Origin of the sequence: Xanthomonas hortorum (assembly GCF_040279205.1) — a bacterium.
GTDB lineage: Bacteria > Pseudomonadota > Gammaproteobacteria > Xanthomonadales > Xanthomonadaceae > Xanthomonas > Xanthomonas hortorum_F.
The window spans coordinates 1-25,936 of the sequence record NZ_JBEOLS010000066.1 but is presented as its reverse complement, the minus strand read 5'-3'; the positions used below and the strand labels follow the sequence as shown (position 1 = coordinate 25,936).

The window sequence follows — 25,936 nt, the reverse complement described above, 5'->3', positions numbered from 1 at the left end:
GGTGCGGTGCCCTCACCGATTGCGGGACCGTGTGGCGGCATGGATGCCGCCACCGAGCCTACATGGACGTACTTGCGGCGTGTCCCGCGAGCGGTGAGGGCATCGCGCCCTCGACCGATTAGGCTTATGACTCGATTCTGGTGCGGTGAGGCCACAGCGCCCTCGATCCACTAAGCTTTGGACCTAAAGCTTCTGACTCCATCCAACAAGAGAAAGCCAACAAAACCATGCGCTCACCGCCAGGCGACCGCTCTTTGCGTTTTGTTGGCTGATCTGAAACTGATTTGTGCAAGCCCGCAGTCTGGTGCCCACTCCGTGCCCTGGTATTCAGTGCAGCGGGCGCTTCTCGCATAGTTGGCGGTAGAGCTTTTCGAACAGACGCGTGGTCGATGCCGCGTCTTCGCGTACCGCTCGGCACTGCGCCGCCCAGGCCAGACGCAAGCGCAGTTCGTCGTCGGCCACCACTTGACGGACGGCCTCTGCCAGCCCGGCCCAATCGCCCGGCGGCACTGCCAGTGCGCAGACCGGTGCCCACTCGACCAGATGCCCGACGGCCGTCCCCACTGTCGGAACACCTGCCACCGCAGCCTCCAGCAGCACCAACGGCCCCGCCTCGTGCAAGGAGGACAGCACCAGCAGATCAGCCGATTGCATGATCGGGCGCAACTCGCGCTGGGTCTTGAAACCCAAGAAACGCACCTGCTCGCTCAGGCCCAGCTGCTGCACCAGGCGATGCATGGCACCATCTAAGGTATCGACGCCGACCATGTCGAGGGTAAAGGCGACATCGGCGCGCTTGAGCGCCGCCATCGCCTGCAACAACGTGGCCTGGTCCTTGACCGGGTTGAGGCTGGCCACGTGCAGCAAACGTGCAATTGCGCCAGTGCGCGCGCGTGGTGCGGCCGCTGGCCAGGCACGCAGATCCACGCCCAAGGGCACCCGCTGCGCGCGGACACCCAGTGCTTGCAGAGAATCGACGATGGGCGCGCTGGCGGCAGTGACGCGATCGGCCAGGCGCAGGATCACCGCTTCGCGCAACCTCCCGCGCCACTTACGTCGACCGCCGTAGCCGATGGCATGCAGTGCGACCAGCTCGCCACCGGCGATATGCACCATGCTTGGGCGACGCAGCAGTTTTGCCGCCGCAACGGCGATCAAACTGCAGTAGCCGGAAAAGATCGCCTGGATGACATCGAACGGTGCGCGCCGATGTTCGTCACGAATAGCGGCGATCGCGCGTAGACGGGTACGCTGCGCGCCGATGTTGTGCACGGTGGCGCCGCGCAATGTCCAGGTGCCCGGCATCGGTTCCTGATGCAGCACGAAGACATGCACCTGATGATGGCGCGCCAGCCATTCGATCAGGGTCAGGAACACCGGAATCACGCGGACTTCGCCGCTGCGGTCCACACCGCCCGGTACCACCAAGGCCAGTTTCATGCTGTGCGTCCCGGTGCGGCGGCCAGTAATTGGGTGTAGGCGTTCGCCCAGCGCTGCCCCACGGCGGCGAAGGAGAGCCGTGCATCGAAATGCGCACGGATCTGTGTGCGATTGGGTCGCTGCCTGGAGACACGCAATAGCAGTTCCGCCAAGGCCGAGGCATCGCCCACGGGATACAACTCGCCCACCGCACCGGCATCGCTGAGCGCGCGGAAAGCAGGGATATCGGTCAATAGCGGCAAGCTGCCGCAGGCATACGCTTCCACTGCGGCATAACCGCAACTTTCCGCATGGCTGGCCGAGACGAACAGGTCGCAGGCGCGCAACAGGGTCTCCACGCGTGCATGCGGCACCTTCCCCAGCAACTGCACGCAGCGCGCCAGCTGCGGATCGTCGCGCAGGCGCTGCTGTATCTGCTCCATCAACGGAGCCTGGTCGAACACGCACCATAGCCGCAGCCCGGGCAACACGCGTGCGGCCATGGCGATGGCATCGAGCACGCACAGCGGATCCTTGGCTGCGCTCAGATGGCCGACCCACAACACGCATGGGTCGCCATGCAGACGCGTGTGCTCGCGTGCCTGCAAGCGATCGCCCGGCAAGAAGCGGCTGCTCGATTCGGGAATCTCGAATAGCTGCGTGCTGGATCGAAACAAGCGCGCACGCAGAAATGGTTGTGCCAGTTCCAGCGAGGTGAACGCAATACCGGCAGCCGCCGCATAACGCGCACGCCACACAATCCGGCGCCACCAGCGTGGCGGGCGATTGGCATGGTCCTGCAACAGGATGGGACTCTGCGGCAACAGGCGCGCAAGCCGCCGCGCATCGCCGGCAAATTCCAGCCCGTGCACGTGAATTACGTCTGCGTCGATCTGGCGCAGCATCGCGGCGAGAACGTGCGCACGCTGCTTGCCACCACGCGCGGCCAGCTCGGCGAAGCGGTAGTCCACACCCCGGCGTGTGAGTCGAGTGTTCAGTGCCGAGGCCTGGATCACTGTCACCCGCACCCCTGCGCTGGCCACCGCCTCGGCGATGTCGGCCAGCGATGGCCATTGTGCGAAGACCTGTTCGACGCTCAGGCCGTCGGGCGTTGGCAGCAGATTGAGTTGCGCCACATGCAGGGTCATGGCGCAGACATCGACTGGATTGCACGTTCTGCAACGCCAATGACGCGCTCTTGCGCGCAACGCAAGCGGCTCGGGTCGTAGCGCTTGCAGGCCGTGCATGCGCTGCCATCGGGAATCGCCATGAACACCACAACACTCACGCGATGCGCCGCAGACGCATCACCAAGGCAACCGGCACCTGCAACGCCGCCTGGTCGAAACGTGCACCGGGCGGAATATCGGCCGGGTCCAGCATCGGTTCGGCCACCGCTTCGATCGCCAGGCCCAGCGATGCGCATGCCGTATGCCAATGACTGTAGAGATGTTGCGTATGCTGCACTGCGTACTGCCGGCCGGCGGCCTTGAAATCGCGTCGCCAGCCCAGTGCATGGCCAATCGGATGCACATCGCTGCACAGCACGATCCCGCCCACGCGGGTGACGCGATGCAGTTCTTCCAGCGCAGGCCACAGCTGCTGCAGATGCCCGACCACCAGACCGCAGACGCTGAGGTCGGCAATTGCGTCGGGCAACGGCAATTTATCGAGACTGCCTTGTTGCAGACTCACGCGTGCCGCTGGCCAGTCGCAGGCGAGCTCGCTGGCGGCGCGCTGCAGCATCTGCGGCGACAGATCCACACCGGTGACATGCAGCGCGCCACGCTGTAATGCATGCAGCATGTAGCGACCACTGCCGCAGCCGGCATCCAGCACATGTTGGCCCTGCAGGGCGCCGGGCATCAGCGCGAGCATGGCGCGTTCTTCGGCCAGCATCACCGGGTTATGCGCATGCGGCGGATACGCCTGCGCCCACAACGCATACGCCGCTGCCGGCTCAAGTGTCGGCGCAGCGCTCATGACACAGCACCGTTGGCTGCCATCGCGATGGATGGCTTGTGCGCTGCGTGCGGCACACGCTGCAGGCCGGGTTCGAGTGCCAGCACTGCCGGGTCGGCCAGCCTGGCATCGAGCAGTTTGGGGCGACCGTCCAGCAACACCGGCACGGTCTGGATGCCGGCCGCCTCGAACCAGTCGGCGAAATCCGGGTCGGCGATGCGCGGGGCGCCATCGCGTATCACTGCGCGCAGTTCACTCCGTTGGCAGCCGATGACGCTGGTGGCAGGATCGCCACCGCGATCGCGCACGATCAGCAGATCTGCGGCTGCGCCTGGCGCGATGCACCCGCGCGCTTGCATGCGCAGGATGCGCGCAGATTGATGGGTGACCATGCCGAGCAATAGATCCGGTACGAGCCCGCTGTCGGCGGCGATGCGCAGTTCTTCCAGCAGATCGCGCGCACCGCTGATGCGCGAATCGTTGCCCAATGCCAGCCGCCCGGCCATGCACAAGCGCCACGGATCGAGCGTGCGGCCCAGCAGCGCGAGATTGCTCGAAGGACACCACACCACCGCCGCGCCGCGTGCGATCACCCGGTCGATATCGCATTCGCCCATGCCCACGCCGTGGATCAGCACGCTGTTGGCCGCCAGGCAGCCGAGCCGATCGAGCTCGTCGAGTTCGGCACCCGCCACTGCGTCGGTGCCTTCTGCCAGGTGGATCATCCACGGATGTTCGGGCGAAGTGGCTGCAAAGCTGCCCTGTACCGGCGGGCCATAGCCGGTCCAGCCCAGCGCGTAGCTCCAACCGAACTCGCGCAGCAGGCCGACCGGAAAGTTCGCCTCGTCCAAGGTGGCGTGCCAAGGGTCGTGCTGCGCCACGCAGGTGACGCCGGCCAGCAGATTCTTCAAACCGCCGTGGCGCAAGCGCACCGCCTTGGGCACGCGCAACGCAGCCGCCACATCGGGATGCTGAAAATGCGCCTGAAACGCCTCGATCCATGCGTAGCTGTTGGCGAACGGTGCGCCTTGCGGCAGCGGCGGCACACAGTTGACCTGCAGATGATCGTGCGCGTTGATCAAGCCCGGCGCCAGCACGTGGCCCTGCAAATCCAGCCGCAGGCTGCCGGTGCCGAGCGTGCCGCCGAAGCGGCCTGCGCGCATCGTCACTGCCGCGCGCGAAGGACCGGCCAGGGTGATCGCGCGTGCGCCCTGCAGACAGACATCGGCCATGGACATCGGCGTCTCCACTCAGCGCTTGCGCATCACGATCAGGAAGTGGTCGCCCATGTCGCGCAGCAGCGGCAGCCCGCCCAAGCGGTCGTCGCACTGGCCCAGGCGCTCAGACAGACGCGGATGCCGTTCGCAAAAATCCACCAGATACGGCGGCGGCAGGAACAGGCTCAAGGCGCGATAGCTGTCCAGCACGAAGTGCTTGTTGAAGGCGCGGTAGAACTCCCGCGGCAGGTGGTACCAGGTCCAGATGGTGTGGCCGTTCATGCCTACCGCGGTGACCCCGCGCGCGGCACGCACCGCTGCGCGCTTGAAGCGCCCGCGCAGCGTGTAATGACCGATTTCCCACGGGCAAATGCGCCCGATCACCGAGAACACCAGGCAGCCATCGGCGCGCAGCAGACGTGCGCACTCGGCAGCCACTGCCGGCAGGTCGGGAGCGCAATTGAGCGGGCCGAAGTTGGAGTACATGCCATCGAAGGTGCCGTCCAGCTGATCGAGCTGCTGGATGCCGACGTGGGCGGCGGTCAACCGTGCTTCAAGACCTTGCGTGGCAGCGCGATGGCGGGTGCGTTCGACCATCGCCGGCGACCAGTCGGTGGCCAGCACGCTGTAACCGCGACGTGCGAACTCGCCGGCATCCAGACCGGTGCCGCAGCCCAGATCCACCAGCCGCGACCCCACCGGCAGCTCGGCCGCAACCGTGTCCCACAGCGTGGTGCGCATGCGCTGGATCAGCGCATTGTTGCCGCGCGGGCCATCGTAGTCGGGGGCCACGCTATCGAACGCACGTTGCGTCTCAAGCAAGCGCTCCGGGGCCACCGTGCCGCCACGCGCCGCATGCTCATTGACCACCGACATGCGCAGCCTCCCACACCAGACCAGTTGTTCTCACGACACTCTCCAGACGCGACACAGCCACCGCGGTATCGCTTGATTGACCCGTGAGTGCCACGTGCAGCGGCTTTGGTTGCAGCCTGATAAGCGATGTCCCACCTGCAACGCGTTGCCGTTTACATCAGGCGACGGAATACCCGGCCGCACCCCTGCGACGCCGCCAGGCATTGCGTAACACCGCCGCCAGCACGCCCAACCCGGCGCCAGCGAGCAAACCGGCCGCCCAGGCGGTGATCGCATTCGGAAACGCCTGGCGATCGGGCACATACAGCGGCCACGCCAACGAGGTCTGATACGTGTAGCGGGTGGTAAGGCGGGCGATGAGATCGTCGCGCTCGGCTTTCAACGCGCGGATGGTGGTGTTGCTGTCGGTCAGCAATACACCGGCAACCACCTGCGCCGGCGTGGCCGCAGCACCGCCCTGCCCGGCCTGCACTTGCTGTTGCAGTTGCGTCCGGTTGACGAGCGCCGCGCGCAGGTCTTCATTCAACCCTTGCAGGCGCGTGCGTGCGAGCTCAAGCGCCACCGCATTGGTCTGGCCGTGCAGCGTCTGCAGCTCGGTCACGGTGGCCATCGCAAGGCGGCGTGCCTGCGCGGACGATTCGGCACGAATGGTCACGCCGATCAGATTCGCGTACGGGTCCGGATCGGGCTTGAGACTGCCGCGATACAACTGCGCAGCGCGGCTGTTGAGAGGCAGGCCAGCCTTGCGCAGCACCGCATCCTGAAACAGCCGTGTCTTCATACGATCGATCACGCGTTGGAACGGCTCGACCTTGGGGTCGCGCCCGGCCGGTGTAGGGCCGATTTCGCCGACCTGGATCCATGCGGTGGCCTCCCACTGCGGTTTGGCCAACCGGGTGAAGGCGAACGTCAGGCCAAGCACCACCACCAGCGCGGCCAGTGCCCAGCGCCATTCGCGGCGCAGGATGCGCCACAGGTCGATCAGATAGATATCGTCGTGTTGATTCATGGTGCACCGGCTCTGGAACGTGGTGAAAAAACGAAATTGCCGCGCACTACGCAGCAGCGCTAGATGCCGCATTGCGGCTGGGCAGCAACACGGTGCAGGCATGAAATACCAGGCACAGCGCGATGAAGCCGAAGTTGGTCCAGGTGAATGCCTGCGGCGCGAACGGCGACATCAGGCAGGCATAGGCGAGGCGCAGGAAGATCAGCATATGAAAGATCGACAGCGAGCTGCCGAGCAGGCGCACGCTCCACACCAGGCCCGCATATAACGCCAGCAGTGCAATCACGGCGCCCGGCGCGCCCCAGGCCATCAGGAACGGGAAGAATTCCGTGCCCACATTGATATTGGGCGCATCCAGCGGAATGCTGGTGCCGGCGGTGGCGATCGAACCACTGAACGGCACCAGTTGATTGACCAGAAAACTGGCGTTGACGTAGCCCTTGGCCAGGATCGCGCCGAAGTTGTACGGCCCGGCGCTGATGTACAGCAGCAGCCACTGCACGCCCTGCGGCATCGCGCGATACAACGCACTGAACGGCAAGGCGACCGTGGCCAACGAGCCGGAACGCAGTGCGCCCAGGATCGAAAACACCCCGCCCCCAGCCAGCACGAGCAGGCCAATGGTCTTCCACGGCAGGCGGCGCGCAGGATCGCGGCGCAACAGCATCACCAGCACGAACGAAAACAGTCCGGCAAAGATGCGGTTGCGGTCGATCACCACGATCGGGAATACGAACCCCAGCATCACCATCGCCGCACGCAGCCCGCGGTGGCGCACGCACAGCAGCGCGATCGGCGGCAGGATCCAGCACATGTTGGAGATGTGCCGCACATGCGATCGCAAGGGGCTCAAGGTGGCGTACGAGGACGGATCGCTGAACAACGGAATCGGAAACAACGCCACATCCACGATGCAGAACACCGTCACCACTGCCGCCAGCGTCATCACCACGAAGGCATCGCGCGTGCCGGCGTAGCGATAGTTGCGAAAGCGCTCCACGGCAGGCAGCTGCGTGCGTAGCAACGCATCCAGCACAAACGTTGCAGCGGCAGCGACCGCCAGCAGCGCGATGCCGTCCAGATAGTCGCCGGGCAGCGTGTAGGTCAGCAACGTCAGCGCGCAGCTGAGCAGCATCGGCAGTGCCAGATACGTCGCAGGCCGGCGCAACAACGTGTTCATGCCGGCTCCACCGCGTTACGCGCATGCCTGGGCCGCCACCTGGCCGGCACCGACAACCAGGCATAGGCGAGCAGATGCCCGATCACCCTGTGCGGCCGGCGCTGCAGAAATGCCACCTTGGCCGCGATGTAACGCGATTGGGCCCGCAGCAAGGTGCGCTCGGGCTCATCGAACAACTCCGCACAACGCAACGCCACCTGACGCGACTCGCTCAAGTTGGCAATCCGCGCACGCACGTTCGAGGTCTTGCTGAGGTTGTTGCCATGCAAACGGTACGCACAGACCGGCACGTCGACGAAACCAAGCGCGTTGCGTGCGGCCAGGCGCAGGAAAAAATCCCAGTCCTCGATCCGCAGCGATTCGTCCCACCCGGTGCGCGCATCGAAGGCAGTGCGACGCAGCAACGCCACCGCACCACTGACCGCCCACTGCTGGATCACCGCGCGGCGGATGCCCTGCTCTGAGCGGTACATACCGGTATCCACCCGATGCAGGTCGCGCATGGCGCTGCCGTGCAGAAGTCTTCCATGCTGATCGACCACGCAGGCGTCGCCGATCACCGCCAGTTTTTGCGGATGCGCACGCAAGTAACGCACCTGCGCATCCAACCCGCCGGCCAACAGATAATCGTCGCTTGCGCCCAGACGCAGGTAGTCGCCACGCGCACGCAAGGCCAGCTCGTTGAGCGTGGCCGCCACACCGCGATTATCGCGTTGCACGAACTGCACCGGCAGCCGATGACCATGGGTGGCAATCCACTGCGCGATCTTTTCGCCCGTGGCGTCGCTGGAGCCGTCGTCGATGATGACGATCTCCTTGCACGGGTACGGGTCTTCCAACACGCTATCCAGGCACCGTTGCACGAAGCGCGCGTGGTTATAGGCCGGAATCAGCACCGACACCAGCGGCCAGCTCGCTCGCCCGCTCGGTTGGGTTTGATCGCTCATGCGGTCTGCACCAGATAGCGACGCACCACCACGATATTGAACAGCAGATACACCACGTAGTTGGCGACAAAGGCATACATCGCCCCGATCAGCCCGAACTGCGCCGTGAACAGATACACCAGCGCCAGATAGCTGGCGGCGAACACGCATTCGGAAATCACGAACAGCCGCGTCATCGCCTTGGCCAGCATCACGTACGACAGCACGAACGCGGCGATCTTGATCACATCGCCCAGCAACTGCGGTCCATACAGCGGTGCTGCAGCAGCGAATCGCGCATCGAACAGCAGCCAGGTGACCCAATCGCGGAGCATGTACACACCTAGCGCCATCGCGATCACCGCCGGCATCACATAGCAATATGCTGCGCGCAGCTCGCGCCCGAGCGCCGCACGATCGTGCAGGGAGGCCAGCTTGGGCAGGTAGTACACGTTGATGGCGGTGGTGAAGAACAGCAGATATGCATCCGACACCCGGCTGACGGCCTGCCAATAACCCACCTGCTGCCATCCGAACTGCAACGCCAGATGATCGCGCACCACAATGGCCACCAACTGCGGCACCAGCGTGGCGGTCAGCGTCATCGCCGAGAACGCGGCCAGCTTGCGCGTCATCGGCGCTTCGAAACGCAGGCGCAACATCTCGCGTTGGAAATACGGGCTGCGTCGCAGTGCCGGCACGCCGGCCAACAACCACAGCACCTGGCCCAGTACCAGTGCCAGCAACGCGCCCTGCAGCTGCGCCAGGCTGGACAGCCACGCCACCAGCGCAACGCTCAACACCGCGCCGCTCACCTGCACAAATGCCAGACGGCGAACATCCATGAAACCGTTGATCACCGCCAGGATGTAATTGACCAGGGCAATGCCCAGCTGCGCGATCGCCAGCACGCAGATCAGTGGCCGATACGCTGCATCGCCCAACAGGCGCTCGGCGATAACACCACTGAACAACACCGCCAACACCGCCATGACGCAAGCCGCGCAGAAGGCGTACCAGAGCGCCGCGCTGAGCAAGCGTGCCAGTGCCGGTGCGTCGTTGCGATACTCGGCCACGTACTTGACGATGCCGGCGCTGATACCGCCGCCCGCCAACACCGCCAGCACCGACATCAGATTGAGAAACTGGCCCAAGCGGCCGACACCTTGCGGGCCGGCGTACACCGCCACCAACTTCACCACCACCAGCGCAGCCAGCAGCTTGGCCAGCGTCGCAACGCCGGTGTACGCGCTGCTGCGCATCAGATTCATGCAGGGCTGCCGAACGCTTGGCATGCGGCAATCACACGTTCCACCGACGCGTCATCCAGTGCCGGGCCCATCGGCAGACTCAGCACTTCACGGTGCAGACCCTCGCTCACCGGCAGGCAGGCATCGCCCAGCGTGGTGTAAGCAGGCTGCCGATGCGGCGGCACCGGGTAATGGATCTGGGTGTGGATACCCAGCCGCAGCAAATGCGCCTGCAAGGCATCGCGCTGCGGGCTGCGCACCACGAACAGATGCCAGACATGCTGTTCCTCGGCGACCACCGTAGGCAACGTGATCAACGGGTTATCGATGCCTTGCAGATAACGCTGCGCCACCGCGCGCCGACGCGCGATCTCATCCTCCAGATACCCCAGTTTGACCCGCAAGAACGCCGCCTGCATTTCATCCAGCCGCGAATTCACGCCCTGGCAGGTGTGGTGATATTTCACCTCCGAGCCATAATTGCGCAGCGCGCGAATGCGCTCGGCCAGGCGCAGATCCGAGGTCACCACCGCACCACCATCGCCGAGTGCGCCCAGGTTCTTGGTCGGAAAAAAACTGAACGCCGCCGCATCGCCGAAGGCACCGGCACGCCGCCCGCCCGCGCGCGCGCCATGCGCTTGCGCGGCATCTTCGATCAGCAGCAGCCCGTAGCGATGGGCAAGCGTTTGCAATGCGGCCATGTCGGCCAGCTGCCCATACAGATGCACCGCCATGATGGCGCGCGTGCGTGGGCCGATGGCCTTTTCCACGCTGGCCGGGTCCATGTTGAAAGTCAGCGGATCCGGCTCCACAGGCACCAGCACCAACTGGTTCTGGCTGATCGCCAGAAAGCTCGCGATGAAGGTGTTGGCAGGCACGATGATCTCGTCGCCCTCGCGCAACACCCCCAGCTCACGATAACCACGCAGGATCAGCGACAACGCATCCAGCCCGTTGCCCACGCCCACCGCATGCGCGGCGCCGCAGTAGCTGGCGAATTCTTCTTCGAACGCGGCCAGTTCCTGCCCGAGCACATACCAGCCGGCATCGATCACCCGCGCGGCAGCCACTTTCAATTCATCCGCGTAGCGCGCATTGACTGCACGCAAATCCAGAAACGGCACATCCATTACAACGTCCACCGATAGAAATCCTGCACCACGGCACGCGCGCCGAAGCGTTCCTTTTGTTCGACCAAGCCATCGTTGAGCACCTGCCCGCCCTGCTCGGTGGAGATACCGAAGCTGAAGTAATGGCGCTGCGCATACACCTCAGTGATCAGCTCGGCCAGCAGCAGGCTCAGCGCATCCAGCTGGCGGCCGCGTTCGGACACCGCCAGATACTGGGTGTGCACGCTGCGACCGAAATCCAAAATCAGTGCGGCGGCCACCAGCTGCCCATCAGCGCGCGCTTCGTGCAGCACGATCTGCTGCGGAAACCGGCTGTGCAGCAGCTGCAATTCGTCCAGCCGATGGGTCGGTGCCACACCGTGCCGCTGCAACACCTGGGTCAGCAAGGCATGAAACGCCTCCAGCTGGGTGCTGGTCTGGATCTGCACACCGGCCTTGCGCGCCTTGACCAGCGAACGCCGACGCTCGGCACTGAATGCGAACGGCTCGCGCAGCGCGATCACCGATGACAGGTCGCGCCGGAACAGCTGCGCGCCCAACCGATGCAAGGCATACAGATCTTCCTCGGCCGGATACGCATGAAACACATGCGGCACCGGCTTGTACACGATCTGGCGCACGGCGCGCGCGCGGTAGTGCGCGGCAATCTGCTCGAACACCTGCAATGTAGCGCCCGCACGCAACGCCATCGACGACAGCAAGCCCGCATAGGTCAACCCGGCGTGGCTGCTGACGCAATCGCCGTGCACGCTTGCCGGAAACACCGCCACCACCTCGCCGCCACGTTCGACCAGCAACGACGCATCCACGAAGCGGTCGGCGTGATAATCCATATAGCCACGCCGATGCAACAGGTTGCCGTTGCGCGAGGACGCCACCAACGCGTCCCACGCAGGCGCATCGCTGGCGGCATATGGCCTAACCGAAAACATGGCGCCCCTGCAGGTCCACCGGCAACGCGGCCTCGGCCAGACCGAAGCCGGCCTGCCCCATTGCGTTGCCGTTGTAGAACATCAGCACACGATCGTGCTGCTGGATCAACGCCGGGTAGCACAAGGTCTGCGCATCCCACCCATGGTCGGAGAGCTGCAGCCCCAGATGACTGTCGTCGCGCTCCCAGTGCACGCCATCGCCGCTGAAGGCGATGCCCGGGAAGTAGCCGCCGTGCGTATCGCCGCAGGTGAAATACATCAGATAGCGATCGCCCAGGCGATACACGCGCGGGCGGCCGATGCGGTATTCGTCGTCGCGCGGACGCAGGCACACCACGTCGTCGCTGGGGATGTGGCGCAGATCGTCGGTCTCTGCGTAACGGATGTGGTAACGCGGATACGGCTGGCCGCCGATGGTTTCCCAATCGTCGCCCACCGCATACCACAATCGCCAACGGCCATCTTCATAGCGGGCCGAATGCACCGCAGCAATCGTGCTGCGACCAGGGGCGCGATCCAGCAGTGGCGTGTCTTGTCGGCGCTGAAAGCTCTCTCCACCATCGCGGGAGACCGCAAGCCCGGTAAAGGCCAGGAACTTGGCCTTGGCCACACGCTGAAAGCCGACATAGAACATGTACAGGCCATCCGGCCCGGCCACGACATCGCCCAAAATCATGCCGTTATCGTCGAAGCAACCATCGCGGCCGATCTCCAGCACCGGTTGCTTGCTGATGCCGACGATCTGGGTCGGCGCATCGGCGCGCACGTCCACATAGCCGATCCGGCTCACACCCTGCGCATCGCGAAAACCTGCATAGATGCGTAGCAGCTGCGCAGACAACCGATACGGTGTCGGCGTCAGCGCGGCATGCTGCATCCAGCCGCCCACGCCATCGCGCGCGACATCGAACACCAGGCCCCGCTTGATCCAGGCGAACATGGATTAAAGCTCCACGTCGAAGCTGGATCTGCCGGCCACCGCACGCGCCGGCGAACCCACATACACGCGCTCGGCCTCGGTATGCCGGGTGACCAGCGCGCCGGCACCGATGATGTTGTCTGCGGCAATCCGCACCTTGTCGCTGAGTGTGGCATTGACGCCGATGAAGCTGCCGCGCCCGATCTCGCAATAGCCGGAAATCACCGCATGCGAGGCGATGAACACATTGTCCTGCACCACCGTACGGTGACCGATATGGTTGCCACTCCACAGCACGCAGTTGTCGCCGATGCGGGTGAACGGCTGGATGACGTTGCCTTCGAAGATGAAGCAGTTGGCGCCGATCTGCGCATTGCGCCAGACGAACGCGCGCGAGCTGACATAGCTGGCGCAGCGGTAGCCGCGGCGCACCATGTCTTCGAAGAAGCGTGTGCGCAGGCGGTTGAGCTGTGTGGCCGGAATCGCCACGAAGACCTCGTACTGCTCGGGTGGATAGCGCTGTTCGAGTTCTTCGAATGCCACCACCGGCAGCTCGGCCAGCGTGGGCCGCAGCAGGAAGTCGCGCTCCACGCTGAAGGCGACCACGGTGTAATCGCTGTCGTGCTGAAAATACTCGCAGGCGATCTGCGCAAACTCGCCGTCCCCGATGATCACCAATGGCTTATGCACGTTCATGCTTCCAGCCTGCGTGCGTCCAGGCGATGTTCGCCGCGCACTTCGCTCAGGAATTCGTCGTAATCCAGAATGTAATCGGCCGGGTCGTAGAACTGGTCGGCCAGCACCATCAACACGCAGTCGGGGCTGAAGCGATACAGATCGCGCCACACCATGCGCCCGAGCAGCAGGCCTTGCGAGGGGTCGTCCAGCACCACTTCTTCCTGGCCGTTGCCATCGCCCCTGTCCAGCAGAATCGTCACCGAGCCATGCAAGGCGACGGCGAGTTGATTGAGCTGGCGGTGCGCATGCTGGCCGCGGTGCACGCCGTCGCGGGTGCCGAACAGGTAATACACGCGACGTATCTCGAACGGGACGTTGCGCTGCTGCTCCAACGAGATGAGCAGACCGCGATCGTCACCGTGGGTGTGCAACTGGATGCGTTCGATGGCCATGATTCGGGGGCGTAACCGCTGACTGCACGTAGTGCGACATGCCTGAGTGCACCGGGATGCGCCAAAGGTTGCACCACGTCACGGCACTGCGAATCCATGTGCGCGCAAGCGCAGTTGCAGACGCAGCAGACGTGGATATGCACGGATTGCAGCGCAATGCCCACAGGGCGATGCAACCTTTTGCCAGCATCGCCGCACATATCGGTGCACGTTCACCTGGCCGCAGATCGGCCGGCGTGGGGAGCCAGGCCTGGCAGCGCACTGCGCACTGCCGGAACCAACGACCAGCACCGGAGCACACCGACCAAATGCGTTCATCCCCACAGGCGCCCGACACCGCCACCACCGACAGCGCCACTGTGCTGCCGCAACACGCGCCGCCGGTTGCGCAGGTCATTCCACTTCCCAAATCGATGCGCGTGCTGCACTGGCTGACGGTGCTGTGCCTGGCCATGGCCGCCACACTGATTTTGCTGCGCGCCGAACTGGAAGGACGCGCATTGCGTCAGTGGCTGATGGAAGGCCATCGCCACTTTGGTTTGATGGTGCTCTTTCTCTTCGTCCTGCGCGTGGGCTTGCGCATCCGCCTGCGCAAGCTGCCGCCCGGCCCGCCGTCGCCGCTGCTGATGCGGCTGGCTGCAGGCGCCACCCATTTCGCGCTGTACGGCCTGATGGTCGCATTGCCGCTGATCGGCTGGTCGTTGAGCAACGCCTACGCCAAACCGGTCTACCTGTTCGGATTGACGCTGCCGAATCTGGTCGCGCCGGACGAAGATCTGGCCGACACCCTGGGCACCTGGCACTTGAATGCCGCCTGGGTCTTGCTGGCCCTGGTGATCCTGCATATCGGCGCCGCGCTCTGGCATCACCTGGTGCTGCGCGATGGCGTGCTGCATCGCGTGTTGCCGAAAAAAGCCCGATGAATTCCCCCGAGTTGCCAGCCCTCCCCCGCTCCCGCAGCGCCGAACCCCGCACCGTCGAACAAGGACTTTCCATGCCTACTCCCCAGCCCGCCCCGCGTCGCGTTGCCGCCACGCGCACCGCCTCCCTGACGTCCTTGTTGTGCGTGTCCGGCCCGTTATTGCTGCTGGCCAGCACGCAGGCGCAGGCGATCCCTTCGTTCGCGCGCCAGACCGGCTCTTCATGCGCGGATTGCCATATCGGCTCCTATGGCCCCTCGCTCACGCCGTATGGCATGCGCTTCAAGCTCGGCGGCTTCACCGATACCGATGGCAACGGCACCAAGATTCCGGTCTCCGGCCAGGTCACCTGGACGCGGAGCAATCCCGCCCGCGGCGACAGCAGCGCACGCATCAACCAAGCCGATCTGTATCTGGCCGGCCGGGTCAACGACCACATCGGCGGTTACTCCAAGATCCGCTCCAACAACGGCGGCAACGACACCTTCAACACCCAGTTGGACGATGTGGATTTGCGCTTTGTCAGCAAGCCGTTTCAGCTTGCCGGCAAGGACGCCATGGTCGGCGTCAGCGTCAACAACAACCCCGGCGTGTCCGATCCGATCCAGGTGCTGCCCAATGCATCGACCCTGAGCCCGGTCTCCAATGCAGGTTCGGCCAGCATGCTGAGTTCGTCGGCACTCTCCAACCGCGTGATCGGCGCCAGCGTGTACGGCTTGTTCGACAGCAATTGGTACGGCGAAGTCGGCAGCTACAGCGCATTGTCCGCCGATGCGCAGGACCACCTGGGCTGGAACCCCAACAACGACCCGGGCAAGCTCAGCGACACCGGCTATGCGCGCTTTGCCTATATGAAGGACATGAAGCGGCAGTTCTTCTCGGCCGGCCTGACCGCGATGACCACCCGTCGCCAACGCCTGCGCAGCGGCGGTCCCACCGATGACTTCACCGATCTGGGTTACGACCTGACCTATCAGTTCCTCGGCACCCGCGAGCACGTGTTGTCGCTGGCCTACGTCAACATCTACGAGCGCCGCAAATACGGCAGCCCGCTGCAGCCGACCGACCTGAGCATGTCGCCGCGCGACCGCGGCAGCGTGCGCGACCAGAACATCAGCATGAACTACGCGTTCAAGCAGACCTATGGCGTGCTGGCAGCGCATCTGATCAACAGCGGCTCGTTCGATGTGGCGCGTTATCAGCCCTACGGCATCCCCGACACCACCGCCAATCTGATCCTGCTGTACTGGACCCCGTTCGGTAAGGAAGGCACCTACACCACCAACGCCAACGTGCGTTTCGCGGCCACCTGGTTCCGCTTCGACAAGTTCAACGGCAGCACCACCAACGTGTTCGGTGGCGGCAATCCAATCACCAATCCGCGCGATCTCGACACCTTCTCGTTGTCGGTCAATGTCTCGTTCTGATTCCCCCGCACGCGTAAGGACCCCCATGAAGTCACTCCACAAAACCTTGTTGTGCGCCCCGCTGGCCGGCCTGTTGCTGGCCGGCGCACTGCTTGCCCCGCCCGCGCGCGCTGCCGATGGCAAAGGCGTGTTCATGACCGAATGCGCCGAATGCCACAGCGCGGCCCAGGGCAAGAACAAGAAAGGCCCGTCCATGTTCGGCGTGGCCGGGCGCCCGGCCGCCAGCCTGGCGGACTACAGCAATTACTCCGATGCACTCAAGGGCAGCAAGTGGCAGTGGACGCCCGCCCAGCTCAAGACCTATCTGTCGCAATCCTCGTCCAAGGCCCTGCCGGGCACCAAGATGAAGTACGAAGGCCTGGAAGATCAGAAAGAGCTAGACGCGCTGATCGCCTACCTCAACACGCTGCACTGAGCGTTGCTTGACCGGCCGGCAGTCACCCCTGCCGGCCGGCAACCGGGGCGCGCTGCGCTTCGGGCGTCGCGCCGGCCGCGTTGCCGGCCGCGATTCCTTCGCGTATATGAACGGAACCGTCGTGCCCGCGGCGGTCTGCCCGACGCAATCAGGCACTATTGCGCCCCGCTCACCGTAGACGCTCATCCGTTGCCCCCTGTCTCGCCTGTCAGGTCGTCCCCCTTCCGAACGCGACGCCATTGCGCCTGCGGCGGGCAACCGTGGGACAGGCCACGCCTGAACATGCGGCGGGGGCACTGCACAACGGCCAGCGCCAACCCGCGTTGCCTGTGCCCGCACGTGCACCGGCACAACTCCCCGTTGCGCCACTGCCTGCTGCTGGCCCTGGTCATCAGCCCCGGCGCCATGGCCGCCAATGTCGGCGGCGCGGTGGCGCTGACCTCGCAGCTGATCGACCGGGGCATCTCGATCGCGCCCAACAAGGCCACGCTGCAGGCGGCCGGCTACTGGCTGCCCTCGCCCGGCTGGTCGGTCTCCACCTCGGTCGCGCTGCAATCGCCCTCGCTGAGCAAGCCGGTGGCGGTCACCGCCCAGGCCGCACGCGCCTGGATGCTGGACGATCGCTGGCAGATGCAGGCCAGCCTGCTGTATTACGGCTACCCGACCAATCAGGCCACACGCACCTTCGACCGCCAGGAAGCCAGCCTGGCCTGGTCCTACCGCGACGTGCTGACCTTTTCGGTGTCGGTGTTCAACTTCCCCCGCGCCGACCAGTCGCCGTGGAATGTGGCCATCGACGTCACCGCCAATGTCCCGCTGCAAAACGATTTCGCCCTGTTGATCGGCGCCGGTTCCTCGCGTTTCCCGGCGATGGCCTACGGCGCTGCCGAATCCGGCCGCTATCAGTACGGGCAATTGGGCCTGAAGTGGAGCCGGGCACGATGGACGCTGAAACTGGAACGCATCGTCACCAGCAGCAATACCCCGCGCCTGCAGGGCGGCCCGGGCGAAACGCCCTGGCTGGGCACGGTCTCCACCACGTTCTGATCCAGCTGCAACCTTTTGCCCCCGTGCGGGCACTGACCTACGTCTTCTGCCGTGCCTGCCTCGATGAATGATTCCGACACCCTGGGTGATGCCACCGACCGCATGCTGCTGCGGCGCATGGCTGCGGGCGATCGTGCCGCCCTGGCGACCATGTACACCAGCTACCACGGCCGGCTGTGCCGGTTCCTGTCGCGGCTGACCCGCCGCCCGGACATCATCGAAGAAGCCATCAACGACTGCTTCTGGATCGCCTGGCAGAAAGCCGGCGACTTCCGCGGCGATTCGCAGGTGTCGACCTGGATCATGGGCATCGCCTATCGCTGCGGGCTCAAATGCCTGCGCCAGCATGACGGCGAGGCCATCGACGACACCGCTGTGGTGGAAGACCACGCCCCCAGCGCCGACGACAACGACGACCGCGAGCTGCGCGACTGGCTCGACAAGGGCATGCAACGGCTCTCGCCGGACCAGCGCATGGTGATCGAACTGGTTTATGGCGTTGGCCACAAGCTCGAAGAAGTCGCCGAAATCATGCAGTGCCCGGTCGGCACCATCAAAGCCCGGCTGTTCCATGCGCGGGTCAAATTACGCAATGTGCTGCCCGGCCTGGCCGGCGGCGCCCCTTACACGGAGACCATGCAATGAAGACGTTTTTCATCGCGCCTGGCAAGGAATGCTCGCACGCCTGGGAACTGATGCCCGCCGTATTGCTGGACAGTGCCACCGAGGAGGAGAACACCTGGCTGATCGCGCACGTAGCCAAATGTGCCTCGTGCAGCGCCGAATTCGCCCAGCAGAATCGCCTGCGGCAAGCGCTTGCACTGCCGTCGGCGGTCAAGCTGGACGCCAACGCCGGCCTGCTACGCCTGCTCGGCCGCCTGGATGCGCCGGAACAGCACACCGCACCTGCTGCACCGGTGCCGGCAGCACGCCGCTCCGGCAACTGGACGGTGCGCGCCCTGGCCGCCGCCGCCCTGGTGCAGGCCATTGGTCTTGGCGTCATGGGCGTCAAGCTGGCCACGCCTACGCCCTCGCACGACTACCGCACGCTCAGCAGCGCCACCGCCTTGCCGGTCCCGCAAGGTGCCATCCGCGTGGTGCCCGACGCCAGGATGACCGTGGCCGACTGGGACAGCCTGCTGCATGCGCAGCAGTTGCAGGTGGTCGGCGGCCCCAATGAAATGGGCGCCTACACCGTGGTGCCTGTCGCACCGCAGCCGCCTGCCCAGCCGCAGCACACCGTGCAGCAGCTGCGTGCCAACCCGCGTATCCGCCTGGCTGAGATCGTGTCCGCACCATGAGCCGTTTCTTCGCGATCGGCATGTTCGCCGCCTGCATCGGCCTGGGCATATGCGCCAATGCGCACGCGCAAGACGTGCCGCCCGAAACCGCGCAAGCTGCTTCCACCCGCGCCGCGCCGGTACCGGCCGATGCGCATAAGCCCGATAGCAGCCGTGACATCCTGCTGGCGGTGGCCAACCCGCTCACCGCACCGCCGGCACGCGCCGGCTCCAGCCTGATCGGCTACGCCTCCAGCTATTACGGCGCCGGCCAGAAGGCCGCCGTGCGCATGGAAGCCATCAAGCAGCGCTACAAGCTGCGCGAAGTCTCCGGCTGGCCGATCACCTCGCTGGGCCTGTATTGCGCTGTGCTGCAGCCGCCGGCTGGCGTATCGCGCGACGAGCTGGTCAGCGCGCTGGCCGACGACGAAGGCGTGGAGCTGGTGCAGCCGGTGCAGGATTTCTCGGTGTTCTCTGCCGATGCATCGGAAAAGACCATCTCGCTGTCCGGCTACAACGACCCGTACGTGGACATGCAACGCGGCTTCATCGCCACCGATGCGGCCAGCGCGCAGACCATCACCCAGGGCCGCGGCGTGGTGGTGGCGGTGGTCGACACCGGCGTGGACACCGCTCACCCCGATCTGAAGTCGCGCATCCGCGACGTGCACGATCTGGTCGACGACACCGCGCTCGCCACCAGCAGCGATTCGCACGGCACCGAAGTGGCCGGCATCATTGCTGCCGGCAGCAACAACCATCAAGGCATTGTCGGCATGGCGCCCAAGGCCATGCTGAGCATCTACAAGGCGTGCTGGTATGCGCCGACCGTCGGTGCCACCGCACGCTGCAACACCTTCACCCTGGCCAAGGCGCTGGCGGCGATCAACAACAGCTCCGCGCGCGTGATCAATCTGAGCCTGGGCGGCCCGGCCGACCCGCTGCTGAGCAAGATGCTGCTGCATCTGGTGCAACAGGGCCGCATCGTGGTGGCCGCAATGCCGCCGAACGGGCGCATGGACGGCTTTCCCAACGATGTGCCCGGCGTGCTGGTGGTGCGCAGCAGTAGCTCCACCGCCGCGATGCCCGGTGTGCTGAGCGCGCCCGGCAAGGACATCCTCACCACCCAGCCCAATGGCCGCTACGACTTCACCTCCGGCTCGTCGATGGCCACCGCGCATGTCAGCGGCATGGCCGCGTTGCTGTTGTCGCTATCGCCGTCGATGGACGCGACCGGCTTGCGCGAACTGATGCAACGCACCAGCAAGATGTCCGACGGCCAGCTGCAGGTCAACGCCGGCGCTGCGGTCGACGCGCTGGCTTCGCACGCCAAACATTCCAACTGACGACACCGGCATGGCCAAGTGGATTCCCTTGTGGCTGCATAAACTCAGCTCGCCGCCCACGTTCTACCGCGTCGCCGGCATCGTGCGCCCGTGGGCGCTGGCGCTGGCGCTGCTGCTCGGCGCGGTGGCCGCTTACGGCGGGCTGGTATTGGCACCACCGGATTACCAGCAGCACGACGCCTACCGCATCATTTTCATCCACGTGCCCAGCGCCTGGATGAGTCTTTTCATCTACGCGGCAATGGGCGTGTCCGCGTTTATTGCGCTGGTGTGGCGGATCAAGCTGGCCGAAGTGGTGACCATGGCCTCGGCGCCGATCGGCGCGGCCTTTACCTTCATCACTTTGTGCACCGGCTCGCTGTGGGGCAAGCCGATGTGGGGCACCTGGTGGACCTGGGATGCACGGCTCACCTCGGAGTTGCTGCTGCTGTTCTTGTATCTGGGTGTGCTCGGCCTGTATCACGCGGTGGAAGATCGCCGTCAGGCGATGCGTGCGGCCGGCTTGCTCGCCTTGGTGGGCCTGGTGAATCTGCCGATCGTGCATTACTCGGTGGTGTGGTGGAACACGCTGCATCAAGGCTCCACCGTGCGCCTGCTCGGCCCCTCCAAGATGGGCGCCGACATGCTGTGGCCGCTGCTGCTGATGATGCTGGCCACCAAGTTTTATTACCTGGCCAGTCTGTTCGGCCGCGTGCGAGTGGACCTGCTCGCACTGGAAAGCGGCAAGGACTGGGCACGCCGCATCGTGCTGACGGAGCGCACCGCATGAACACCTTTCTGGCGATGGGCGGTTACGGCCATTACGTGTGGACCGCGTACGCGTTGTTCGTGCTGGTGTTGCTGGCCGATCTGGCAGCGCCGTGGTTACGTCGACGCCGCCTGCCGCGCGAATTGCGCGGCCAGCTGCAACGACAAACACCGCGACGTGCACGCGATCAACCAGTTCCCACGCTGGAGCGGGACGCGCCATGAATGCAACGCGCAAGCAACGCCTTTGGCTGGTGATTGGGGTCATCGCCGCTGCCGCACTGGCGGTGACGCTGATCGTGCTCGCGCTGCAGCGGAACATGAGCTATCTGTTCACGCCCAGCCAGGTGCACGCCGGCGAGGCGGCCAGTTATCAGCAATTTCGCCTCGGCGGCATGGTCAAGGCCGGCTCGATCCAGCGCGCAACCGATAGCCTGAAAGTCAACTTCACCGTGATCGACAAGCACGCCGCAACGCAGGTCGAATACACCGGCATCCTTCCGGATCTGTTTCGCGACAACCAATCTGTGATCGCCAACGGACGCATGCAAGGCGGGCGCTTTGTCGCCAACGAAGTGCTGGCCAAGCACGACGAAACCTATATGCCCAAAGAACTCAAGGACGCGATGGCCGAAGGCCATGTCGGCAAGCCGATTCCTGCCGCCGCGGTGCCGCTGTCGGCGCCGCGTTGATGCGGCGCGCACCGCTTTCCACCACTTCCATGATCTTCCTTGGTTGCACGATGCGATTTGCCCATGACGCCTGAACTCGGCCAGATCGCACTGATCCTGGCGCTGCTGTTGTCGCTTGCCCAGGGCGTCTTGCCGCTGATCGGTGCCTGGCGAGGCAACTCCGCCTTGATGGGCATTGCACGGCCGGCAGCGGTAGGCCAGGCAATGTTCGTGTGGATGGCGTTCGGCCTGCTCGCCTGGTCGCTGCTGTCGCTGGATTTTTCGGTGGCCTATGTCGCTGCCAACGCCAATATCGCCCTGCCCTGGTACTACCGCTTTGCCGCGGTGTGGGGCGCGCATGAAGGCTCGTTGCTGCTGTGGATCGCCATCCTTGCGACATGGACGGTGTTGCTGGCCGCCTTCAGTCGGCATCTGCCGCAGCATTTCGCCGCCCGCGTGCTGGCGGTGCTGGGGCTGGTGTCGGTGGGTTTTCTCGCCTTCATCCTGCTGACCTCCAATCCGTTCGGGCGGCTGTCGCCGATTCCCCTGGATGGCAACGAGCTCAATCCGGTGCTGCAGGACCCGGGCATGACCTTCCACCCGCCGGTGCTGTACACCGGTTACGTCGGCTTCTCGGTGGCGTTCGCGTTTGCGGTGGCGGCCTTGCTGGGCGGCGAGCTGGAACAGGCCTGGGTGCGCTGGGCGCGGCCGTGGACCAACGTGGCCTGGGCCTGCCTCACCGCCGGCATCGTCGCCGGCAGCTGGTGGGCGTACGCGGAACTGGGCTGGGGCGGCTGGTGGTTCTGGGACCCGGTGGAAAACGCCAGTTTCATGCCCTGGCTGGTCGGCACCGCCCTGATCCACACCCAGGCGGTCACCGAAAAACGCGGCAGCCTGCGTGCGTGGACGATTCTGCTGTCGATCCTGGCGTTCTCGCTGTCGTTGCTGGGCACCTTCCTGGTGCGCTCGGGCGTGCTCACCTCGGTGCATGCGTTTGCCGCCGATCCGCGCCGCGGCCTGTACATCCTCATTTTCCTGGTGGCAGTGGTCGGCGGCTCGCTGCTGCTGTACGCCTTGCGCGCGCCGAAGATCGCCAGCGGCAAACCGTTCGCCGCCGCCTCGCGCGAGACGGCCATTTTGATCGGCAATCTGCTGCTCACCGTAGCCGCCGCGATGGTGTTGCTGGGCACCTTGTTCCCGCTGATCGCCGACGCGTTCGGCCTGGGCAAGGTCTCGGTCGGCCCGCCCTACTTCGGCTTGCTGTTCCCGTTGCTGATGCTGCCGGTGGTGCTGTTGCTACCTTTCGGCCCGTACCTGCGCTGGGGCAAGGCCGAGGCCGCACCGTTGAAGGCACTCGGCACACGCGCCGGCATCGCCGCGATTGCGTGTGCGTTGGTCGGCAGCCTCTTCGCTGATGGCCAGATCAAGGCGATTGCCGGCATCGGCGTCGCTGCGTGGGTGGCCGCCGGCACCGCGCTGTACATGCACAAGCGTTGGCGCGAGATGCCGCGCGGGCGGCGTTTTCCGGCTGAAATGGCCGGCATGTTGCTTGCGCACGCCGGCGTGGCGGTATTCGTTGCCGGCGTGCTGGTGTCCGAAAGCCTGTCGGTCGAACGCGACGTGCGGCTGGCGCCGGGCGAAAGCGCCCAGATCGCCGGCTACGCGTTCCGCTTCGACGGCGTGCAAATGATCGATGGGCCGAACTGGAAGGCCGAACAAGGCAGCGTGCAGGTCAGCCGCGATGGCAAGGTGATCGCGCTGCTGCATCCGCAAAAACGTCTGTACAGCAGCGAGCGCATCCAGACCGAATCGGCGATCGACCCCGGCATCACCCGCGATCTGTACGTCGCACTAGGCGAGCCGCTGGACGATCAACACATCGAATACAACTGGACGCTGCGGCTGTACTACAAACCCTTCATCCGCTGGATCTGGGCCGGCGGCCTGCTGATGATGCTGGGCGGTTTTGTCAGCGCCTGCGCGCGCCGCTTTCGTGCGCCTGCCGTCGCCGGCAAGGCGGCCACCTCGCCGGCACACGATGCCATCGTCACTGCGCAGGAATCGCCCGTATGAACCGTCTGCTGCCCTTGCTGGGTTTCCTGTTGCTGGCGGCGCTGTTCGGCTTCGGCATCTACTGGACGATGCAACACAACCCGCGCGATGTACCCTCACCGTTGATCGGAAAACAAGCGCCAGCGTTCTCGCTGCCAAGGCTGGATCAACCCGAACAACAGGTCAGCCGCGACCAGCTGCTGGGCAAGCCGTATGTGCTCAACGTGTTCGGCAGCTGGTGCGCCGAATGCGTGCACGAACATCCTGTATTGATGGCGCAGGCCAACCGGCTCGGCGTGCCGCTGATCGGCTACAACTATAAAGATTCACCCGCCGATGCCACCGCCTGGCTCGCGCAATACGGCAACCCGTATGCCGTAGTGATCGCAGACGAGGCCGGCCAGACCGCGATCGATTTCGGCGTCTACGGTGCGCCTGAGACGTTTCTGATCGATGCGCAAGGCGTGATCCGCTACAAGCACATCGGCGTGCTCACACCCGATGTCATCAACGACACACTGCTGCCGGCCATCGCCGCGCTACCCAAGGGCGCGCAGTGATGCCGGCTCGCCCCTGGTGGCGCTGGCACTGGCGTCTGCAAGGCCGGCAACTGCGCTTGCTGCTGGTGTTGCTGCTTGGCGTGCTGCTTGCACCGCCGCTGGCGGCGCAGGCAGTGGATCCGCTGCCGTTCAAGAACCGCAGCGAGGAAGCGCGTTACCAGCGTCTGACCGCACAACTGCGCTGCCTGGTGTGCCAGAACGAAAACCTTGCCGACTCCAACGCCGCGCTCGCGCGCGATCTGCGTCATCAGGTGTTCGCGCAGATCCAGGCCGGCCACAGCGACGCGCAGATCAAGCAGTACATGGTCGAGCGCTATTCGGATTTCGTGCTGTACGACCCGCCGGTCAAACGCGGCACCTGGCTGCTGTGGTTCGGCCCGCTGTTGATGCTGGGTGCCGGTGCAGGCGTGGTGATCCACACCGTGCGCAAACGTGCGCGTGCCGGCACACCGGTGGCGCCGCAAGCTGAGGAAGAGTGGTGATGACCGGTTTCTATTTGATAAGCGCAGCGTTGGTGGTGATCGCGCTGCTGTTGTTGCTGGTACCGCTGCTGCGCCGGCCAACGCGCCATCGCAGCACACGCTATGCATTGCCGATTGTGCTGGTGCTTGGCTTGCCGATCGCCACCGCCGGCCTGTATCGCCTGGTCGGCGCGCCCGACGCCATCGCAACGCGCGTGTACGCTACGCCAGCGCAGCAGACAGTGCAGGCGACGCCTGAGGCGACTGCTGCCGGCAGCACGCAAGCACAAACACCAGCCATCAGTCCGGCTGAAGAAGCACAACTGCAGGCGCTGGACGCCTGGATGCAGCAGGCCAAAGCGCACGAGCAGGAAAACCGTTCGGCCGACGCGCGCGATGCCTATGCGCAAGCACTCAAGCTCGCCCCCGACAACAGCGCAGCCATTGTCGGCTGGATCGCAGCAGACATGGGTACGCGCAGCGATTTCGCCATCGATGCCGCATCGCGCACGCGCCTGCAACAGGTGATCGCACGCGAGCCGGATCATCAACGCGCTCTGTGGCTGCTCGGCATCAGCGACTTCCAGCAGCAGGACTACAGCGCCGCCACCGAACACTGGCGCCATTTGCATGACTTGCTGGACACCGGCTCGACGATGCAGAAAGCGGTCGCGGAAAAAATCGCCGTGGCCGAATCGTTGGCGAGCGCGCGGCAGGCCAAACGCGCTGCTCGCTAGGAACGGCTGGCAAAATCACTCGCGGCCATCAGCGGGTGCCGCTGCGCTCGGTGTGCGTATACCACGCGTAGATATCGCTACTGAGTGCGCCATCTACATCCATCTGCCCATTGCTCGTGCCCTTGTCCAGGCATTTCGAGGTCGTGAGATCTTGGTTGTCTTGAAAGATCGGACGCTATGAGTGCGTAGATTGCAGAGCGGATGATCTGTGGCTTGGCTGCAGGGTCCTTGCCCGCCCACCATCGCGGGACACGCCGCAAGTACGTCCATGTAGGCTCTTACGCGGCATCCATGCCGCGTAAGGTCCCGCGACGGTGGGCGGG

Annotated in this window: 28 protein-coding genes; 14 read left to right on the top strand and 14 right to left on the bottom strand. The window is 65.0% G+C overall.

Features of this window, described 5'->3' with window-relative positions; all coding sequences use genetic code 11:
- Positions 1–327: 327 nt before the first annotated feature.
- The 14 genes from ABS769_RS19435 to ABS769_RS19370 form a co-directional block, all read right to left on the bottom strand.
- A complete protein-coding gene (locus tag ABS769_RS19435; protein WP_317062849.1) occupies positions 328–1,440 on the bottom strand; it encodes a glycosyltransferase family 4 protein in 1,113 nt (370 codons plus the stop codon).
- Positions 1,437–2,567: a glycosyltransferase family 4 protein gene (locus tag ABS769_RS19430; RefSeq protein WP_317062847.1), complete on the bottom strand. Its 1,131-nt coding sequence runs from the start codon at positions 2,565–2,567 to the stop codon at positions 1,437–1,439. The genes ABS769_RS19435 and ABS769_RS19430 overlap by 4 nt, the downstream gene beginning before the upstream one ends.
- A gap of 136 nt (positions 2,568–2,703) precedes the next feature.
- Positions 2,704–3,402, bottom strand: a complete 699-nt coding sequence (locus ABS769_RS19425; protein ID WP_317062846.1) for a class I SAM-dependent methyltransferase — start codon at positions 3,400–3,402, stop codon at positions 2,704–2,706.
- A complete protein-coding gene (locus tag ABS769_RS19420; protein WP_317062845.1) occupies positions 3,399–4,619 on the bottom strand; it encodes an amidohydrolase family protein in 1,221 nt (406 codons plus the stop codon). The genes ABS769_RS19425 and ABS769_RS19420 overlap by 4 nt, the downstream gene beginning before the upstream one ends.
- A 12-nt stretch (positions 4,620–4,631) precedes the next feature.
- A complete protein-coding gene (locus ABS769_RS19415) occupies positions 4,632–5,474 on the bottom strand; it encodes a class I SAM-dependent methyltransferase (protein ID WP_023903715.1) in 843 nt (280 codons plus the stop codon).
- A 157-nt stretch (positions 5,475–5,631) separates the two neighbouring features.
- The gene (locus ABS769_RS19410) at positions 5,632–6,483 is read right to left on the bottom strand and encodes a Wzz/FepE/Etk N-terminal domain-containing protein (protein WP_317062844.1); all 852 of its coding nucleotides are present in this window, start codon (positions 6,481–6,483) and stop codon (positions 5,632–5,634) included.
- Positions 6,484–6,529: 46 nt separating this feature from the next.
- A complete protein-coding gene (locus tag ABS769_RS19405; RefSeq protein ID WP_317062843.1) occupies positions 6,530–7,663 on the bottom strand; it encodes a hypothetical protein in 1,134 nt (377 codons plus the stop codon).
- Complete coding sequence (locus ABS769_RS19400; RefSeq protein ID WP_317062842.1) at positions 7,660–8,610, bottom strand: glycosyltransferase; 951 nt, start codon at positions 8,608–8,610, stop codon at positions 7,660–7,662. The genes ABS769_RS19405 and ABS769_RS19400 overlap by 4 nt, the downstream gene beginning before the upstream one ends.
- The gene (locus tag ABS769_RS19395; protein ID WP_317062840.1) at positions 8,607–9,860 is read right to left on the bottom strand and encodes an O-antigen translocase; all 1,254 of its coding nucleotides are present in this window, start codon (positions 9,858–9,860) and stop codon (positions 8,607–8,609) included. Before ABS769_RS19395 ends, ABS769_RS19400 begins: the two co-directional genes overlap by 4 nt.
- On the bottom strand, positions 9,857–10,969 hold the full coding sequence (locus ABS769_RS19390) for a DegT/DnrJ/EryC1/StrS family aminotransferase (RefSeq protein ID WP_317062850.1): 1,113 nt from the start codon (positions 10,967–10,969) through the stop codon (positions 9,857–9,859). Before ABS769_RS19390 ends, ABS769_RS19395 begins: the two co-directional genes overlap by 4 nt.
- On the bottom strand, positions 10,969–11,901 hold the full coding sequence (locus tag ABS769_RS19385) for a GNAT family N-acetyltransferase (protein WP_317062839.1): 933 nt from the start codon (positions 11,899–11,901) through the stop codon (positions 10,969–10,971). Before ABS769_RS19385 ends, ABS769_RS19390 begins: the two co-directional genes overlap by 1 nt.
- On the bottom strand, positions 11,888–12,841 hold the full coding sequence (locus ABS769_RS19380) for a hypothetical protein (protein ID WP_317062837.1): 954 nt from the start codon (positions 12,839–12,841) through the stop codon (positions 11,888–11,890). The genes ABS769_RS19385 and ABS769_RS19380 overlap by 14 nt, the downstream gene beginning before the upstream one ends.
- A 3-nt stretch (positions 12,842–12,844) precedes the next feature.
- A complete protein-coding gene (locus tag ABS769_RS19375) occupies positions 12,845–13,516 on the bottom strand; it encodes an acetyltransferase (protein ID WP_317062835.1) in 672 nt (223 codons plus the stop codon).
- Positions 13,513–13,950 carry a sugar 3,4-ketoisomerase gene (locus tag ABS769_RS19370; RefSeq protein WP_023903706.1) on the bottom strand — a complete coding sequence of 146 codons (438 nt, stop codon included), beginning with the start codon at positions 13,948–13,950 and terminating at the stop codon, positions 13,513–13,515. Before ABS769_RS19370 ends, ABS769_RS19375 begins: the two co-directional genes overlap by 4 nt.
- Positions 13,951–14,258: 308 nt before the next feature.
- Here ABS769_RS19370 and ABS769_RS19365 point away from each other — a divergent pair, with 308 nt between their 5' ends.
- The 14 genes from ABS769_RS19365 (at position 14,259) to ABS769_RS19300 (ending at position 25,613) form a co-directional block, all read left to right on the top strand.
- Entirely contained in the window at positions 14,259–14,873 is a 615-nt protein-coding gene (locus tag ABS769_RS19365) for a cytochrome b (protein WP_317062832.1), read from the top strand.
- Between the two features lie 71 nt (positions 14,874–14,944).
- Positions 14,945–16,297: a cytochrome C gene (locus tag ABS769_RS19360; RefSeq protein WP_317062830.1), complete on the top strand. Its 1,353-nt coding sequence runs from the start codon at positions 14,945–14,947 to the stop codon at positions 16,295–16,297.
- Between the two features lie 25 nt (positions 16,298–16,322).
- Positions 16,323–16,712 (top strand): c-type cytochrome, encoded by a 390-nt coding sequence (locus ABS769_RS19355; RefSeq protein WP_023903703.1) that lies wholly within the window; start codon positions 16,323–16,325, stop codon positions 16,710–16,712.
- Between the two features lie 282 nt (positions 16,713–16,994).
- The gene (locus tag ABS769_RS19350; protein ID WP_317062829.1) at positions 16,995–17,759 is read left to right on the top strand and encodes a hypothetical protein; all 765 of its coding nucleotides are present in this window, start codon (positions 16,995–16,997) and stop codon (positions 17,757–17,759) included.
- A 63-nt stretch (positions 17,760–17,822) separates the two neighbouring features.
- Positions 17,823–18,404, top strand: a complete 582-nt coding sequence (locus ABS769_RS19345) for a sigma-70 family RNA polymerase sigma factor (RefSeq protein ID WP_006452988.1) — start codon at positions 17,823–17,825, stop codon at positions 18,402–18,404.
- A complete protein-coding gene (locus ABS769_RS19340; RefSeq protein WP_317062828.1) occupies positions 18,401–19,060 on the top strand; it encodes a zf-HC2 domain-containing protein in 660 nt (219 codons plus the stop codon). Before ABS769_RS19345 ends, ABS769_RS19340 begins: the two co-directional genes overlap by 4 nt.
- On the top strand, positions 19,057–20,385 hold the full coding sequence (locus ABS769_RS19335; protein ID WP_317062826.1) for a S8 family serine peptidase: 1,329 nt from the start codon (positions 19,057–19,059) through the stop codon (positions 20,383–20,385). Before ABS769_RS19340 ends, ABS769_RS19335 begins: the two co-directional genes overlap by 4 nt.
- Positions 20,386–20,395: 10 nt before the next feature.
- Positions 20,396–21,154, top strand: coding sequence for a heme ABC transporter permease CcmC (gene ccmC / locus ABS769_RS19330; RefSeq protein WP_317062825.1), 759 nt, complete (start codon positions 20,396–20,398; stop codon positions 21,152–21,154).
- On the top strand, positions 21,151–21,357 hold the full coding sequence (gene ccmD, locus ABS769_RS19325) for a heme exporter protein CcmD (RefSeq protein WP_043911132.1): 207 nt from the start codon (positions 21,151–21,153) through the stop codon (positions 21,355–21,357). Before ccmC ends, ccmD begins: the two co-directional genes overlap by 4 nt.
- On the top strand, positions 21,354–21,824 hold the full coding sequence (gene ccmE, locus ABS769_RS19320; protein ID WP_095574646.1) for a cytochrome c maturation protein CcmE: 471 nt from the start codon (positions 21,354–21,356) through the stop codon (positions 21,822–21,824). The genes ccmD and ccmE overlap by 4 nt, the downstream gene beginning before the upstream one ends.
- A gap of 63 nt (positions 21,825–21,887) precedes the next feature.
- Positions 21,888–23,876 (top strand): heme lyase CcmF/NrfE family subunit, encoded by a 1,989-nt coding sequence (locus ABS769_RS19315; RefSeq protein WP_317062824.1) that lies wholly within the window; start codon positions 21,888–21,890, stop codon positions 23,874–23,876.
- On the top strand, positions 23,873–24,415 hold the full coding sequence (locus tag ABS769_RS19310; RefSeq protein WP_317062823.1) for a DsbE family thiol:disulfide interchange protein: 543 nt from the start codon (positions 23,873–23,875) through the stop codon (positions 24,413–24,415). Before ABS769_RS19315 ends, ABS769_RS19310 begins: the two co-directional genes overlap by 4 nt.
- Positions 24,415–24,897, top strand: a complete 483-nt coding sequence (locus tag ABS769_RS19305; protein ID WP_268211823.1) for a cytochrome c-type biogenesis protein — start codon at positions 24,415–24,417, stop codon at positions 24,895–24,897. The genes ABS769_RS19310 and ABS769_RS19305 overlap by 1 nt, the downstream gene beginning before the upstream one ends.
- Complete coding sequence (locus ABS769_RS19300; RefSeq protein WP_430544186.1) at positions 24,897–25,613, top strand: tetratricopeptide repeat protein; 717 nt, start codon at positions 24,897–24,899, stop codon at positions 25,611–25,613. The genes ABS769_RS19305 and ABS769_RS19300 overlap by 1 nt, the downstream gene beginning before the upstream one ends.
- Positions 25,614–25,936: the final 323 nt, after the last annotated feature.

Bases quoted from the DNA above. Each gene is read 5' to 3' on its own strand.
- ABS769_RS19310 (WP_317062823.1), top strand. From the start codon at position 23,873: ATGAACCGTCTGCTGCCCTTGCTGGGTTTCCTGTTGCTGGCGGCGCTG.
- ABS769_RS19405 (WP_317062843.1), bottom strand. From the start codon at position 7,663: ATGAACACGTTGTTGCGCCGGCCTGCGACGTATCTGGCACTGCCGATG.
- ABS769_RS19385 (WP_317062839.1), bottom strand. From the start codon at position 11,901: ATGTTTTCGGTTAGGCCATATGCCGCCAGCGATGCGCCTGCGTGGGAC.
- ABS769_RS19370 (WP_023903706.1), bottom strand. From the start codon at position 13,950: ATGGCCATCGAACGCATCCAGTTGCACACCCACGGTGACGATCGCGGT.
- ABS769_RS19350 (WP_317062829.1), top strand. From the start codon at position 16,995: ATGCGGCGGGGGCACTGCACAACGGCCAGCGCCAACCCGCGTTGCCTG.
- ABS769_RS19400 (WP_317062842.1), bottom strand. From the start codon at position 8,610: ATGAGCGATCAAACCCAACCGAGCGGGCGAGCGAGCTGGCCGCTGGTG.
- ABS769_RS19365 (WP_317062832.1), top strand. From the start codon at position 14,259: ATGCGTTCATCCCCACAGGCGCCCGACACCGCCACCACCGACAGCGCC.
- ABS769_RS19380 (WP_317062837.1), bottom strand. From the start codon at position 12,841: ATGTTCGCCTGGATCAAGCGGGGCCTGGTGTTCGATGTCGCGCGCGAT.
- ABS769_RS19425 (WP_317062846.1), bottom strand. From the start codon at position 3,402: ATGAGCGCTGCGCCGACACTTGAGCCGGCAGCGGCGTATGCGTTGTGG.
- ABS769_RS19410 (WP_317062844.1), bottom strand. From the start codon at position 6,483: ATGAATCAACACGACGATATCTATCTGATCGACCTGTGGCGCATCCTG.
- ABS769_RS19390 (WP_317062850.1), bottom strand. From the start codon at position 10,969: ATGGATGTGCCGTTTCTGGATTTGCGTGCAGTCAATGCGCGCTACGCG.
- ABS769_RS19415 (WP_023903715.1), bottom strand. From the start codon at position 5,474: ATGTCGGTGGTCAATGAGCATGCGGCGCGTGGCGGCACGGTGGCCCCG.
- ABS769_RS19315 (WP_317062824.1), top strand. From the start codon at position 21,888: ATGACGCCTGAACTCGGCCAGATCGCACTGATCCTGGCGCTGCTGTTG.
- ABS769_RS19340 (WP_317062828.1), top strand. From the start codon at position 18,401: ATGAAGACGTTTTTCATCGCGCCTGGCAAGGAATGCTCGCACGCCTGG.
- ABS769_RS19355 (WP_023903703.1), top strand. From the start codon at position 16,323: ATGAAGTCACTCCACAAAACCTTGTTGTGCGCCCCGCTGGCCGGCCTG.
- ABS769_RS19435 (WP_317062849.1), bottom strand. From the start codon at position 1,440: ATGAAACTGGCCTTGGTGGTACCGGGCGGTGTGGACCGCAGCGGCGAA.
- ABS769_RS19420 (WP_317062845.1), bottom strand. From the start codon at position 4,619: ATGTCCATGGCCGATGTCTGTCTGCAGGGCGCACGCGCGATCACCCTG.
- ABS769_RS19375 (WP_317062835.1), bottom strand. From the start codon at position 13,516: ATGAACGTGCATAAGCCATTGGTGATCATCGGGGACGGCGAGTTTGCG.
- ABS769_RS19300 (WP_430544186.1), top strand. From the start codon at position 24,897: ATGACCGGTTTCTATTTGATAAGCGCAGCGTTGGTGGTGATCGCGCTG.
- ccmD (WP_043911132.1), top strand. From the start codon at position 21,151: ATGAACACCTTTCTGGCGATGGGCGGTTACGGCCATTACGTGTGGACC.
- ABS769_RS19335 (WP_317062826.1), top strand. From the start codon at position 19,057: ATGAGCCGTTTCTTCGCGATCGGCATGTTCGCCGCCTGCATCGGCCTG.
- ABS769_RS19305 (WP_268211823.1), top strand. From the start codon at position 24,415: ATGCCGGCTCGCCCCTGGTGGCGCTGGCACTGGCGTCTGCAAGGCCGG.
- ABS769_RS19430 (WP_317062847.1), bottom strand. From the start codon at position 2,567: ATGACCCTGCATGTGGCGCAACTCAATCTGCTGCCAACGCCCGACGGC.
- ccmE (WP_095574646.1), top strand. From the start codon at position 21,354: ATGAATGCAACGCGCAAGCAACGCCTTTGGCTGGTGATTGGGGTCATC.
- ABS769_RS19345 (WP_006452988.1), top strand. From the start codon at position 17,823: ATGAATGATTCCGACACCCTGGGTGATGCCACCGACCGCATGCTGCTG.
- ccmC (WP_317062825.1), top strand. From the start codon at position 20,396: ATGGCCAAGTGGATTCCCTTGTGGCTGCATAAACTCAGCTCGCCGCCC.
- ABS769_RS19360 (WP_317062830.1), top strand. From the start codon at position 14,945: ATGCCTACTCCCCAGCCCGCCCCGCGTCGCGTTGCCGCCACGCGCACC.
- ABS769_RS19395 (WP_317062840.1), bottom strand. From the start codon at position 9,860: ATGAATCTGATGCGCAGCAGCGCGTACACCGGCGTTGCGACGCTGGCC.